The organism is Amycolatopsis sp. cg13, from assembly GCF_041346965.1.
Classification (GTDB): Bacteria; Actinomycetota; Actinomycetes; order Mycobacteriales; family Pseudonocardiaceae; genus Amycolatopsis.
In genome coordinates this window covers 8,341,358-8,354,812 of sequence record NZ_CP166848.1, presented here as the reverse complement: position 1 = coordinate 8,354,812, position 13,455 = coordinate 8,341,358, and the positions used below count along the sequence as shown (strand labels likewise).

The following is a 13,455-nucleotide window of genomic DNA, read 5'->3' as shown; positions in this document are numbered from 1 at the left end:
CGCGCCGAGCTTGCCCGCGCCTTCTCGAAGGACTCACCAGGCCAGACGCTCCACCGATTTCCGATACCCGGGCACCCTCTCCGCCGATCAACCGCCGTCACCGCCCATGACCGCCGATCAGCCGCTGTCACCGCTGCCACGCGAACTCCCATGCCGATCAGCCGCACGCTCCGCGTGCGAGCTCTCACCCTGCTGCGCGGCTTACCTCAACCACGCACGCCGCCCCTCCAGCGCCCGCCCCCGCATCCACCCGCAGCGTGAGCCCTATCGCCAAGCCCGCCCAGCCCAGCCACGCCACCACCACTGCTCCCGCCACCACGCACCGAGCCGTCCGAGCTTTCCCCGCCGCCCGACCACCGCAGTTCTCGCGGCGCGCCTCCTGGCGGCACCCGTCCAGTCCAACCGCACCGTCACCGTCTCCCCTTCCCCCAGCGGACCACTCGCCCCCGCGGTCCGCGTCCCTTTGCGCGGAACCGTTGCGCCACAAGGGTGAACCCGCTCCCACCGAATTCCGGCATACGCCCCGAACCCGTCCCCCGCCGGACAAGAGCAGCCGACCGCACCTTGACTTCATAATGGTCTAGTCCAATGCTTACCGCATCAATTTTCCGCATGTTCGCCGGAGGACAGATGCAGCGAAGCAGACTGGCCGCCACACTCGTCGCCGCCGCTACCGTGGCCGGAGCAGCTGCCGTCGTGGCCGCGACCGCCCACGCGCAGACCGGGACGTCGACCGGCCTCGACAACAATTGGTACGCCGCCGCGCCGTACCTCATGCCGCAGAGCAACAACCCGCCCGACCCGGTGACCGTCATGAACGCGACCGGGCAGAAAGCGTTCCAGCTGGCCTTCATCCTCGCGCCCAAGGGCGGCGGATGCAGTCCCACCTGGGACGGCACCACGCCGGTTTCCTCGGACACGACCGTCGGCGACGCGATCAACCGCATCCGCGGCAACGGCGGCGACGTGTCGGTTTCGGTCGGCGGCTACGGCGGCACGAAGCTGGGCCAGACCTGCGGCACTGTCGACGCGACCGCCGCCGCCTACCAGCAGGTCGTGGCGAAATACAACCTGAAGGCGATCGACTTCGACCTCGAAGAACCCGAGTACGAAGACACCGCTGCCATCGCGAACGAACTCGGCGCCGCGAAGAAGCTGCAGGCGGACAACCCCGGGCTGTTCGTCTCGGTGACCATGCCGGGAACCGCCGCGGGCACCGGCTGGTTCGGCACCCAGTTGCTGGACCAGGCGAAGTCGATCGGCTTCGCCCCCAACGACTTCTCGATCATGCCGTTCGACGGCGGCTTCACCGGCGGCGGCGCTTCGCAGGTCTCGGCACTGGAAGCGTTCCACGGCCTGCTCCAAAGCCACCTCGGCTGGGACAGCGACACCGCGTATTCGCACGAAGGTTTCTCGGGAATGAACGGGAAATCCGACTCGTCGGAATACTTCAACGTTTCCGATTTCCAGACCGTGTACGACTACGCGACGAGCCACCATCTCGGCCGGTTCACTTTCTGGGCAGTGAACCGCGACCGGCAGTGCACGACGACGACCGACAACAGCGTGTGCTCGAACGTCCAGCAAAACGACTGGGACTTCACGAAATTCACCACCCGGTTCGCCGGCGCGACCCCGCCGCAGACCACTCCGCCGACGAGCCCGACCAGTCCGACCAGCAATCCCCCGGGCACCTGTTCGGCACCGGAATGGCAGAAAACGCAGGTCTACACCGGCGGCACCGTGGTCGCGCACAACGGCCACAAATGGACCGCGAAATGGTGGACCCAGGGTGAGGAACCCGGCACGACTGGCCAGTGGGGCGTCTGGACTGACAACGGAGGCTGCTGACCGGTTAGTTTTCCCGATCGGGCGCTGCGACGCGGATTCCGTGCCGCAGCGCCCGATCCGTCAATTGTATTGAGAAATCAGGGACGAACGCCGGGAAGGTGCGTATTCGCCCGGCGAACCTCCGAGGCCAGCGCCGGCACCTCGATCACCCGCCGTCCAGCCGCGACGAGCCGCTCGACCCCTTCGGCCTCAACGAACAACGACGGTTCCCGCCAAGCCATCACTACGCGCGGAATGGCCGTTTCGAGGATCAACTGCGTGCAGCTTTTCGGATGGGACGCACGATCGCTGCACGGTTCGAGCGAGCTGTACATGGTCGCGTCGGCGAGCCGCGGGTCGTGCGGATCGAGCTTCGCCAGCGCGGACTCTTCCGCGTGGTTGTGCGGATCGCCCTCGCCCGAATGCCCGGTGGCGAGCACCGTCCCGTCCGGCAGCCCGACGACCGCGCCGACCCGAAACGTCGAACTCGGCGGGCACTCGTCGGCAAGGTCGATGGCCTGGCGCAACCGCAGCAGATCGAGCGACGACGGTTCAGCCGCGGCGCGATACCGCAGCACCGCGACGTCCCCGAGCCGCCGCACTTCGGTCAGCTCCAACGGTCGCGGGAACGCTCCCGGCCCGAGAAACCGCGGCGCACGCGGGTCGCCGACCATGATCGGCGCGACCGCGAGCCGGAGTTCGTCGGCGAGCCCGGCGTCGAGGAACTGCGTGTGGACCGCCCCGCCGCCCTCGACGAGCAGCGTCCGGATCCCCCGCGCGCCGAGGTCGTCCAGGACGCGCCCGAGCTGCGGCGGACTGCCGACATCCACGACAGTCGCGACCGCGCTCAGACTGTCCGCGCTGCCTCGCGGCGCATAGACGAGCTTCTCGGTGTCGCCGACGGTGAAGAACCGCGACGTCGGATCCAGCTTGCCGCTGCTGGTGACCGTCACTTTGACCGGTTGCTCGGACAGTCCTGCTGCTACGCGCTCGCGCCGCAGTTCGGCGGAGCGCACGAGGAGCCGCGGGTTGTCGGCCCGCACCGTGCCCGCGCCGACGAGGATGGCGTCGGCCTCGGCACGGAGCCGGTCGACCTCCGCGAAGTCGTCCTCGTTGGACAGGATCAGCCGCGTGCTACCGGCGTCGTCGAGGTAGCCGTCCAGCGATTGCGCCGCGGACAGCAGGACGTGCGGCCGTCCGGTCATCGTGCCCATCCGCTCATCGTGCTCCGGCCAGGTCAGGCAGGCACCACGGCGTACTGGCGGACGTACAGGTCGGTGTAGGTCACCGGTCCGCGCGGACCCGGCACCCGGTCGAGGTTGATGCCGGTTTCGGGCACCGCGAGCAGCTTGAAGCCGTCCAGCAGCCGGGTCGGCGCGTTCCAGAACACGCCGGTGCCGGTGTAGCCGTCGAAGAACTGCTCCGCGGCCGCCGGGTTCTCGGTCGCGATCCCCGCGGCCAGTCCCGAGGTGCGCTCGTTCGCGATCTCGACCGCGTCGACGAGCCCGCCGACCTTCTCCACCGTGACGGTCGCCTCCCGCTCGGAGTCCAGCGCCCACTCGTAGCCGATCGGATGCTCGTGCGGCGCGAGCGAAGGCGTGACGCCCCGCTCGGCCAGCGCCGACTCGATCTGCGGCCACACCGTGTCGTGCACGTCCTCGTGGATCAGCAGCAGGTTCAGCCGGTTGCAGACGCCGAGCCGGTCGAGGCTCGAGAACACGAGGTCACGGACCTTGCCCGCATCCGCAGCGGCGTCGACGTAAAGCACCCCGCCACCGTCGGCATGCGCCAACGTGCGCACCCCGTGCACCGCGGCCTCAGTCGCCAGCGCACGCGTGCTGTCGCCACTGCCGCGGAGGATGACGAGCGGCACGAGCCCAGGCAACCGAACCAGCGCCGACGCCGCTTCCCGCTCGACGCGCGGCACCAACTGCACGACGTCCGGGTTGATCCCGGCGGCCTCGAGCGCGGGCGCGATCACGACGTCCCGCAACCGCTGCGCCGACCCCAGCGCCGCCGACCCGGTCCGCAGCACGCCGCCGTTACGCGACTTGACCAGTTGCGACGCCACATCGACCGTCACGTTCGGCCGCGCCTCGTAGTTCGCGCCGATGACACCCACCGGACGCCGCCGCTCGACCAGCCGCAGCCCACCGTCCAACGTGGACACCGGAACGGACCGCTCCTGGTGCGGCGCGCCAGCCAGCAACCGCAGCTGCGCGGCCATCCCGTCGAGCCGCTCGGGCGTGATGGTAAGCCGATCGAGCAGACCGGCGCTCATGCCGTCGGCCGTAGCCTTGGCGACGTCGGCCCGGTTGGCCTCAAGGACCTCGTCCCGGTGCGCGACGAGCCGCTCCGCCATCCCGACGAGCGCCGCGTCCACCGCCTCGTCCCCGGCGGCAGCCAACGACGGCGCAGCCGCCTTCGCCGCCCGCGCACACTCCTCGACGGCCTTCGCGACCTCGTCCATCGCCTGTCTCCCTCCGGCGGCTCAGCAGACGTCCAGTCTGCCGTACCGCCCACATGGGGAGACGACGGGCTCAGCCCTCGGGACACTCGCGGCACCAGTCTCCTGGTGGACGACATGGTCGACAACGCCGCCGCTCACGACCGTTGCGTCCATGCCCGCGGTCTGCCGCCTGAGCCGGGACGCACCCACGCCAGCCGCCGACGCTGCTGGTGTCCGGCCGGTGCTTGGGCCCACGATCGCGTCGTCACACCGCCACGCGGCCGTGCCGACCGCCGCCGCGCCACCCGTCAGCCCGCCAATCGCCGCGACCTCAGACGGACACCCAGGCCAGCAGACAAGCCGCGACCGCGAGCCCATCGACTGCCGGAGGAGCCACACAGCAGAGCCCCGCACTCACGACACCCACAGCGTCACCAGTGCCCAGCACCACGGCCGAACCCAGCGCCCCACGGCGTCAACGCGCGCAACTCAGCAGGTGCCTTCCCGCGCCAGTCCCAGCCCACGGCCAGCCGCTCCACCGCAGCCGTGCACTCACGACGTCAGCACGCACAGCCCAACCACCGGCCCCGCAGCGACTCGACGCCCACAGACGTCGCCGCCGCGCCACCGACCAGTCCGCCACAACCCAGCGACTCGACGCAGTCACCCCACGCAACCGAGCAACCAGCCTGCCTGCCAGCCCGCCCCGCGCAACCAGCTCGCCTCACGCAACCGAGCAACCAGCTCGCGCATCAGCTCGCCCCACGCAACCGACCAACCAACCCGCGCATCAGCTCGCCCCACGCGACCGACCAACCAGCCCGCGTGTCAGCTCGCCACAGCCCAGAACCGCAGCGGCAGCATCACAACGCCAACGGCTGCAGCAACCACAGCCCGCCCGCGATGACGCAGCTCACCGTGAGCACGCCGAACACCAGCACCCACAACACCGCGGGCACGGCGGTCAACCGGCTCAGCTGATCGGCGTCCGAGTCCCGCGCCTGGCCACGTCGCCGTTTGAGCTGAAGCTCCACCACCGGCCGGACCCCGCCGAACAGCAGGAACCACGTCAGCAGATACACGAACGGCGCCTGCACGACCTTCGGCGCGACCAGAGCCACGAGCCCGAGCACGATGGCGCTCGCGACCACCGTGAACACGCCATAGGCATTGCGCACCATGATCAGCACACCGAGCAGCAACAACGCGACCAGCACGAGCACCGCGGTGATCAGGTCAGCCCCGACCAGGCTCGCGAACAGCAGCCCCAAGACCGACGGCGCGACGTACCCGGCCAAGGCCGTGAATGCCATGCCTGGCCCTTCGGGCTTGCCGCGCGACACGGTGACCCCGGAGGTGTCCGAGTGCAGCCGGATCGACCGCAGCCGCCGTCCGACGGTCACCGCTGCCAGCGCGTGGCCGGCCTCGTGCACGATCGTGATGACGTTGCGGGCGAACCGCCACGGCGTCCCGCCGGCGAGCACCACCAGCAAGGCGATACCGCCGGTGACCAACGTGATGACGCTGGGCGTGTTCGCCTGCTCCAGCGCCGCACCGACTGTCCCAGTGCCCGCTGCCATGGCCGCACCAGAGATTTCCCCGGTACCCGATCGAGCACTGAGCACAGTCGAGACGGCGAGTACAGGCGTAGTCACGCGGACACCTCACCACAGGCGCTATTTGACCCCTGTGAGTGCCCAGGCAACAACCGTCGGCCGCGATTCGGTATGAGCGGCGGCTCACTCCATAACGTCTCCCTCCTGTCGATCCGCGACTTCAGCAACCGCTCAGTCCGCCACCTCCCCGGATTCCGACGTCCGCAGCCGATCGAGCCGGAAGAGATGCGCGACCCACGACCGATACGGACGCCAGTCATCAGCCAGTGGTTCGAGTTCGTCCGGCGGCGTGTCAGGAGGCAACGCGTACTCCGCGCACAGCATCTGGTGAAGCTGGGTGTCCAGCCGCGGGAAGAGATCGGGATGTCCCGCGCCGTGCAGCAGGATCTGCTCGGCGGAGAACGCTCCGATGCCCGGAATCGCGCACAGCCGCGTCATCGCGTCGGGGATCGGCAGCGCCAGCAACTCTTCAGCGTCCAGGCGGCCATCAGCTGCCGCCCGGGCGACAGCTCGAAGGCGCGCGAGCCGGAACGGTCCCACCGACGGTTCGTCGCCCAACTCGGCCAGAATCTGCGGTGCGGGAAAGGAAAACGGCCCATCCTCGCCGACCTTACGACCGTGTCGCACCGCGAGCTGTTCCCGGAACCGCATCGCCTGCCGGGCACGCATTCCTTGGGTGAGCACGGCCCAGCAGGCTGCTTCGTACGGCGACGAATACAGCACCGGGCGCGCTCCGCTGTGGCGGGCCTGCAACCGCCGGACCACGGAGTCGCGGCTCGCGACCTCGGCGAAACCGGATTCGTCGACGTCGAGCGAGAGCATCCGGCTCACCTGCGCGACGACCCGCGCGGCAATCTCCACCGGCGCCGCCACGCCGACTTCGACCGTGCCCGGGGATCTCTGCCGGATCGCGACCCCGGCGTGGGTCCAGGTCCCCTCCACCGGGAACGCCAACCGCAGCACGCCCGGCTCCGCCGCGAAGGATCCGACCGGACCCGCCCCGGCGAGCCACTGCGCCGCGGCACTCAGGTCGAAGGCCCCGTGCACGGCGATTTCACCGGTGGGCAGGTCGATCGGACGCAGGATCGGTGCGGTCATCAGACAGTCCTCCTCGCTGGCCTCCGCGGGTCGGAGACCGTGCTGACGACGTTAGGAACAGGCACCGACAATGCCGGGCGTCGAACGCTTGATCGGGCCGATCTTCACTCGAACGAGTGAGCCATTGATGCCGCATACTGCCGGTATCCCCACCGAGAGGACCCCCGTGCCCCACCACAGCACCCAGCAACGGCTCACCGACCTGCTCAGCGAACCGGCCACCACGGCCGACGGCTTCCTCGACACACTCGGCGACGCTGCCCAAGCCGGTCCGCCCACCGGCCTCACTCAGCGGCTCATGCGCACCACGCTGCTGCCGCAGGTCTACGAACGCTATTGGCGGCCAGTGCTCGGCCGTGTCCTCAAAGGCCCCAGCGGCCCGAGCATGGCCGACGAGGTCGCCCTGGCCGCCGAACGTCTCGCGCTGCAACCAGGTCAGGTCGTGCTCGACGTCGCGTGCGGCACTGGCCGGTTCACGCGCGCGTTCGGCGACGCAGTGGGACCGGACGGGCTTGCGATCGGTTTGGACGGAGCACGCAGCATGCTTTCGCGCGCGGTCGAAGAAACTGATTCCCCGGCCGTGACCTACCTTCGCGCCGACGCGGTCGAGCCACCGCTGCTTTCGTCCACTGTGGACGCAATTTGCTGTTTCGCCGCCCTGCACATGTTCGCCGAGCCGGAACGCGCGCTTGATTCGTTCACGCGAGTTCTGCGTCCCGGCGGCCGGATCGTCCTGCTCACGAGCGCTCGCCGCGACTGCCAGGTGGCCCGGATCGCCGACACCGCAGGAGGAATCGTCAGCGGACAACGCATGTTCGACCGCGGGGAGATCGCGGCCAGCCTGCGCGCGCGTGGCTTCGACGAGGTGCACGAGCAGTACTTCGGAGTCGCCCAACTCGTCTCCGGTCGGCTGTCCGACGTGCGGTGATCCATTTTTGTCGGGGTTCGGAGATAGCATTCCCCGCATGACCCACGCCGCACCTGTCCCGCCCGACGACAGCCACCTCCGTTCCCTCATCGAAGCCACCGCCGACGCCGTGGCCGCCGCCGAACCGCTCGGCTCCGACCACACCGGAGCCGACGCGGAAACCCGTGCCGCGGTTGAAGAAGCAGTGCGGTCCCGAGCTGACGAACTAGTCGCGCTGAGTCAGGATCTGCACGCGCATCCGGAAGAAGGGTTCGCCGAACACCGGTCAGTCGGCGCGCTCGCCGAGTTGCTGCGTGCGCACGGGCACGAAGTCGCCGTCGGGCTCGGCGGGCTGGATACCGCCTTGCGCACGGGAACTCCGGACAACGACGGACCGCACATCGCAGTCCTGTCCGAGTACGACGCGCTGCCCGGATTGGGACATGGCTGCGGGCACAACGTTATTTGCACTGCCGGAGCCGGCGGGTTCCTCGGCGCGGCGGCAGTGGCCGAACGACTCGGCGGTCGTGTGTCGCTGGTCGGCACTCCCGCGGAGGAAGGCGGTGGCGGCAAGGAAACGCTCGCGCGGGCCGGGATCTTCGACGATGTCGACGCGGTGATCATGCTGCATCCGTTCAGCCACGACATCGCGCTGCACCCGTTCCTCGGCAGGCGACAGCTGGAGATGGTGTTCCACGGCGTTGGCGCGCATGCTTCGGCGCAACCGTTCATGGGGCGCAACGCGCTCGACGCGGCGGTGGCGGCCTATCAAGGAGTGTCCGCGCTGCGGCAACAGTTGCCGTCGAGCGATCGAGTGCACGGCATCTTCACCGATGGCGGCGCGCGGCCGAACGTGATTCCAGCCCGGGCGGCTCTTTTGTTCTACCTCCGGTCGGCGAATCCGGAGACGCTGCGCGACCTGGCCAACCGGATGACTGCGATCGCCCACGGCGCAGCAGAAATGACGGGCTGCGGGGTGGAATTGCACTGGGACGAGCAGCCGGCGTACCTGCCGATCCGGTTCAACACCACACTGGCCGGGCGGTGGACGGTCAATCAAGAGGGCACCGGGCGGAAGCCGCTGCCGCCGGGCATCGTGCCGGAGTTCCTGACCGGGAGCACGGATCTCGGAAATTTGTCGTTCCGAATGCCGGCGCTGCATCCGATGATCGCTGTGTCCGGTCCGACGGTCGCGTTGCACACCAAGGAATTCGCCGAGGCCGCCGGATCGCCGACGGGTGATCAAGCGGTCGTCGACGGTGCGCTGGGCCTGGCTCTGACAGCTGCCGACTATCTCGCCGACGCCGACTTGCGCAAAGCCGTGCACGACGAGTTCGAGGCATCGGGAGGGGCGCTGGACGTACCGCGTTTCTTCGACTGATTCGTGGTGGGAGAGACGGAGAAAGCGGGGATGACCATCGGCCGCGAGGCTGGGGAAGAGGTGCTTCGGACGGCTTGACGGGTTTGGCCGGAGTTGCGCGCTGGTTTGGCTGGAGGTTCGCGCAGGCTGGTCCGATGCCGTGGCAGTAGCGGGGACCGAGCGATTTCGGGCTCTTGGCGGCGCACGGCACGGCACGGCACGGCACGGCACGGCACGGCACGGCACGGCACGGCACGGCACGGCACGGCACGGCACGGCACGGCACGGCACGGCACGGCACGGCACGGCACGGCACGGCACGGCACGGCACGGCACGGCACGGCACGGCACGGCACGGCACGGCACGGCACGGCACGGCACGGCACGGCACGGCACGGCACGGCACGGCACGGCACGGCACGGCACGGCACGGCACGGCACGGCACGGCACGGCACGGCACGGCACGGCACGGCACGGCACGGCACGGCACGGCACGGCACGGCACGGCACGGCACGGCACGGCACGGCACGGCACGGCACGGCACGGCACGGCACGGCACGGCACGGCACGGCACGGCACGGCACGGCACGGCACGGACGAGGATGCACTGCCTGCCAGCTGAGAACGGCTGAGAATTCTCAGCTGATTCTTCTCAGGAAAGCCTGAGGGTTTTCCACAGGCTGCTCATAAGCACGGGCGCGAGTCTGGGTTCATGACCGAGAACGAGAGCCGGCCCGGCCCCGCTACACCCGGTGGGTGCCAGCCGCACCAGCGCAGTGAGCAGTACGGCCAGTACCGGGCCGGGTCGAGTCCGTTCGACGGCAACGCGGAGATGCCGCACGCCGCCCAGCAAGTTCCGGCGGTGCCGCAGCATGGCGCGCAGCAAAGGCCGTCGGCGATCGATGGCGCGCAGCCAACGGTGGCGGGACCCGCGCAGCAACCGGCACCGGGCAACGCGCAGACGTCCGGCGGCGTCCCGGCGAGTCGGCCGAGTGTTGCCCAACCGGTCGGGCAGGGTGTTGCCCAAACGGTCGGGCAGAACAGCGCCCAGCAATCCCAGCCGGACGCTGCCTCACGGTCCGAGCCGAACACCGCTCCCCTGCCGAACCAGCACGCCGCACAGCACCAACCCGGCACCCCGCACTACGGGCCGATGCCGCAGCCCGCGCAACCGCCCGCGGCTTTGGCTGATCCGCGGAAGCGACCTGGACGCATGGCCGCACTCGTCGGGGCCACTGCGCTAGCCGCGGCGCTGCTCGGCGGTGGTGCGGGCGCGGCGATCGTCGGACTGAGCGGCGGTTCCAGCGGGTCCTCGACCACCGCGTCGTCCTCCGCTACCGGGCAGACCATCAGCAACACCACCGGCTCAGGGGACGTCAGCACCGTCGCCGCGAAGGTCGTGCCCAGTGTTGTTCAGGTGAACGTCACGACCGGGCGGGGCACGGCGATCGGGTCGGGCGTCATTCTCACCGCTGACGGCCGGATCCTCACCAACGCGCACGTCGTGCAGGGGGCCCAAACCGTCGCGGTCACCACATCGGACGGCAAGAAATACCAGGCCAAGGTCGTCGGCTCGGACACCAAGAGCGACATCGCGGTGCTGCAGGCGCAGGGCGCGAGCGGGCTCACCGCGGCGACGCTCGGCGATTCGAGCAAGCTCGCCGTCGGGCAGCAGGTCATCGCGATCGGGTCGCCGGGAGGGCTGCAGAACACCGTCACCACCGGCATCGTCAGCGCGCTCAACCGGCCGCTGTCCGACGTCGGCGGCGGGGACGGCGGCGATCAGCAGAACTCGCCCTTCGGCAGGCAGACCTCGAACGTCACGTCCGGCCCCAGCTACACCGCGATCCAGACCGACGCCTCGATCAACCAGGGCAATTCCGGCGGCGCGCTCGTCGACAGCCAGGGCCGGGTCATCGGCATCAACTCCGCGCTTTACAGCCCGAACTCGGGGGCCGGCAGCGTCGGGATCGGGTTCGCGATCCCGGTCAACGACGCCAAGAAGATCGTCGACCAGATCGGGAACGGCTGACCGGGGACCCCGGAGGCGGACCGCGGTCGGGGCGGCCCGCCTTCGTTCCTCACTCGGGACGGTGAGGAAACCTGGCCGCTCTCTCCGGGGATTCGGGACCTGGAGAGAGCGGCTTCTTCACGCGCCCGGCAGCTCGTAGACCAGCGTGAACGTGTGCTTGCCCGCGTCGTCGATCGCGATGTCGGCCGACCCGGAGATGCCTGCCAGCTCGTCCGTGCCCGAGCCGGGAAGCAGGGTCAGCGACAGACCCTCGTCCCCGGCCGTGTGCCGGAGAACGAAACTGCCCTTCCGTCCGTCGACGGAGCCGGTAAAGCGCTCGAAAGCGACGTACGCGCGCGATGTCTCGTTCGACGCCGTCAGCATCTCGACCCGGCTGGTCCCCTCGACCACCCCGGTGAACGTCTTCTCGATCAATACCTGCGCGAACGCCGTGCCACCGGCCTCGTCCTGCGCCTGCGGCTCCCATTTGTCCAGTTCGAACGCGGCGACGGCGGTACTGGTCATGCTGCTGCTCCTCTGCCGGAAACTCGATCAGGCACAGTCAACCGCGGATACCTGCCATCTCCTGTCAGGTATCTCAGCGCCGCCGGTTGCCGAACAGTCCGCGCGAGAACTCCCGGCCGAGGGAACTCGCCGCCGAGCGCATGAACGACTTCACCGCGGGGTTGCTCAACACCTGCGAGATCATCCCCGGCTCCTCCTTCTCCGGCTTCGGAGCGGCTGGCGCCTCAGGTTCGGCAGCGGGCTGCTCGGCAGGCGTGGCCTTCGCCGTCAACTTCTCGTACGCCGACTCCCGGTCGATCGTCTCCCCGTACTTGGCGTTCAGCTCCGACGACGTGACCGCCGCGCGGATCGCGTCCGCCCCGATCGACCCCATCTTCGACCGCGGCGCACGCAACCGCGTCCACGCGACCGGCGTCGGCGCCCCGCGTTCGGACAGCACGGTGACGATCGCCTCGCCGATCCCCAGCGACGTCAACGCCGTCTCAAGGTCGTAATGCGGCGACTTCGGATACGTCTTCACCGTGCGCGCCAACGCCTTCTGGTCGTCCGGCGTGAACGCGCGCAACGCGTGCTGCACCCGCGCGCCGAGCTGGGACAGCACGTTGTTCGGGATGTCTGTCGGCAGCTGCGTGCAGAAGAACACGCCGACGCCCTTCGACCGGATGAGCTTCACCGTCTGCTCGATCCGCTCCAGGAACGCCTTCGACGCACCGGAGAACAGCAGATGCGCCTCGTCGAAGAAGAACACCAGCTTCGGCTGGTCGAGGTCGCCCTCCTCGGGCAACTCCTCGAACAGCTCGGCCAGCAGCCACATCAGGAAGGTCGAGAACAGGGCCGGTTTGGACTGCAGATTGTCCAGCTCCAGCAAGGTGATGACGCCCTTGCCGTCCTGCTGGCGCATCAGGTCGTGGACGTCCAGCTCGGGCTCGCCGAAGAACTCCTCGCCGCCCTGAGCCTCCAGATTGGACAGTGCGCGCAGGATGACGCCCGCCGTCGCCGCGGACACCCCGCCGATGCCCTTGAGGTCTTCCTTGCCCTCGTCGCTGGTCAGATGCGTGATGACCGACCGCAGGTCCTTGGTGTCCAGCAAGGCGAGACCGCGCTGGTCGGCCCAGTGGAAGATCAGGCCGAGCGTCGATTCCTGCGTCTCGTTCAGCCCCAGCACCTTCGACAGCAGCACCGGCCCGAAGCTGGTGATCGTCGCGCGCACCGGAATCCCGGTGCCGCTGGTGCCGAGCGACAGGAACTGCACCGGACCGCCTGCCGGCGCCCAGTCGTCGCCCAGTTCCGCGGACCGTTTCGCGGTGCGGTCGCTCGCCTCGCCGGGCGCGGACAGCCCGGACAGGTCGCCCTTGACGTCGGCGAGCACCACCGGAACCCCGGCCGCGGACAGCTGCTCAGAGATCAGCTGGAGCGTCTTGGTCTTGCCGGTGCCGGTCGCGCCCGCGACCAGGCCGTGCCGGTTCAGCGTCGCCAGCGGCAACCGGACCGCGGCCGACGCTTCCGTCTTCCCGTCGATCACCACCGCGCCCAGTTCGACGGCCGCCCCGTCGCTTACGTATCCCTGCGCGATCTCCGCCGCTGGTCCCGACGCTTGCTCGGCCACTGGCCGCACCCCGTTCCGAGTCCGAAATCACACCTCGTTGCACTGGCTGAC

11 protein-coding genes are annotated in these 13,455 nt (G+C 69.4%); 5 read left to right on the top strand and 6 right to left on the bottom strand.

Annotated features, from left to right (window positions below):
• The first annotated feature begins 630 nt into the window (after positions 1–630).
• Positions 631–1,851: a chitinase gene (locus AB5I40_RS39160; protein WP_370935191.1), complete on the top strand. Its 1,221-nt coding sequence runs from the start codon at positions 631–633 to the stop codon at positions 1,849–1,851.
• A gap of 77 nt (positions 1,852–1,928) precedes the next feature.
• Here the strand turns inward: AB5I40_RS39160 and AB5I40_RS39155 are convergent, their stop codons facing one another.
• The 4 genes from AB5I40_RS39155 to AB5I40_RS39140 form a co-directional block, all read right to left on the bottom strand.
• Positions 1,929–3,035 carry a dihydrofolate reductase family protein gene (locus AB5I40_RS39155; RefSeq protein WP_370940699.1) on the bottom strand — a complete coding sequence of 369 codons (1,107 nt, stop codon included), beginning with the start codon at positions 3,033–3,035 and terminating at the stop codon, positions 1,929–1,931.
• A gap of 32 nt (positions 3,036–3,067) precedes the next feature.
• Complete coding sequence (locus AB5I40_RS39150) at positions 3,068–4,300, bottom strand: aldehyde dehydrogenase family protein (protein WP_370935190.1); 1,233 nt, start codon at positions 4,298–4,300, stop codon at positions 3,068–3,070.
• 842 nt (positions 4,301–5,142) lie between these two features.
• Positions 5,143–5,859: a M50 family metallopeptidase gene (locus AB5I40_RS39145; RefSeq protein ID WP_370935189.1), complete on the bottom strand. Its 717-nt coding sequence runs from the start codon at positions 5,857–5,859 to the stop codon at positions 5,143–5,145.
• Positions 5,860–6,066: 207 nt separating this feature from the next.
• Positions 6,067–6,993 carry a DNA-3-methyladenine glycosylase gene (locus AB5I40_RS39140; protein ID WP_370935188.1) on the bottom strand — a complete coding sequence of 309 codons (927 nt, stop codon included), beginning with the start codon at positions 6,991–6,993 and terminating at the stop codon, positions 6,067–6,069.
• Positions 6,994–7,159: 166 nt separating this feature from the next.
• On the opposite strand from AB5I40_RS39140, the gene AB5I40_RS39135 reads away from it, so the two are divergent.
• The 4 genes from AB5I40_RS39135 (at position 7,160) to AB5I40_RS39120 (ending at position 11,294) form a co-directional block, all read left to right on the top strand.
• Positions 7,160–7,921, top strand: coding sequence for a class I SAM-dependent methyltransferase (locus AB5I40_RS39135; protein ID WP_370935187.1), 762 nt, complete (start codon positions 7,160–7,162; stop codon positions 7,919–7,921).
• Positions 7,922–7,958: 37 nt separating this feature from the next.
• Positions 7,959–9,281, top strand: coding sequence for a M20 family metallopeptidase (locus AB5I40_RS39130; RefSeq protein WP_370935186.1), 1,323 nt, complete (start codon positions 7,959–7,961; stop codon positions 9,279–9,281).
• Positions 9,282–9,420: 139 nt separating this feature from the next.
• Positions 9,421–9,894 carry a histone H1-like repetitive region-containing protein gene (locus AB5I40_RS39125; RefSeq protein WP_370935185.1) on the top strand — a complete coding sequence of 158 codons (474 nt, stop codon included), beginning with the start codon at positions 9,421–9,423 and terminating at the stop codon, positions 9,892–9,894.
• Positions 9,895–10,361: 467 nt separating this feature from the next.
• A complete protein-coding gene (locus AB5I40_RS39120) occupies positions 10,362–11,294 on the top strand; it encodes a S1C family serine protease (RefSeq protein ID WP_370940698.1) in 933 nt (310 codons plus the stop codon).
• A gap of 117 nt (positions 11,295–11,411) precedes the next feature.
• Here the strand turns inward: AB5I40_RS39120 and AB5I40_RS39115 are convergent, their stop codons facing one another.
• Entirely contained in the window at positions 11,412–11,798 is a 387-nt protein-coding gene (locus tag AB5I40_RS39115) for a DUF3224 domain-containing protein (protein ID WP_370935184.1), read from the bottom strand.
• A 73-nt stretch (positions 11,799–11,871) separates the two neighbouring features.
• Positions 11,872–13,404: a helicase HerA-like domain-containing protein gene (locus AB5I40_RS39110; protein ID WP_370935183.1), complete on the bottom strand. Its 1,533-nt coding sequence runs from the start codon at positions 13,402–13,404 to the stop codon at positions 11,872–11,874.
• Between the last annotated feature and the right edge of the window lie 51 nt (positions 13,405–13,455).

Excerpts from the sequence above, each read along its gene's own strand:
- AB5I40_RS39160 (WP_370935191.1), top strand. The coding sequence starts at position 631 with ATGCAGCGAAGCAGACTGGCCGCCACACTCGTCGCCGCCGCTACCGTG.
- AB5I40_RS39155 (WP_370940699.1), bottom strand. The coding sequence starts at position 3,035 with ATGACCGGACGGCCGCACGTCCTGCTGTCCGCGGCGCAATCGCTGGAC.
- AB5I40_RS39150 (WP_370935190.1), bottom strand. The coding sequence starts at position 4,300 with ATGGACGAGGTCGCGAAGGCCGTCGAGGAGTGTGCGCGGGCGGCGAAG.
- AB5I40_RS39145 (WP_370935189.1), bottom strand. The coding sequence starts at position 5,859 with ATGGCAGCGGGCACTGGGACAGTCGGTGCGGCGCTGGAGCAGGCGAAC.
- AB5I40_RS39140 (WP_370935188.1), bottom strand. The coding sequence starts at position 6,993 with ATGACCGCACCGATCCTGCGTCCGATCGACCTGCCCACCGGTGAAATC.
- AB5I40_RS39130 (WP_370935186.1), top strand. The coding sequence starts at position 7,959 with ATGACCCACGCCGCACCTGTCCCGCCCGACGACAGCCACCTCCGTTCC.
- AB5I40_RS39115 (WP_370935184.1), bottom strand. The coding sequence starts at position 11,798 with ATGACCAGTACCGCCGTCGCCGCGTTCGAACTGGACAAATGGGAGCCG.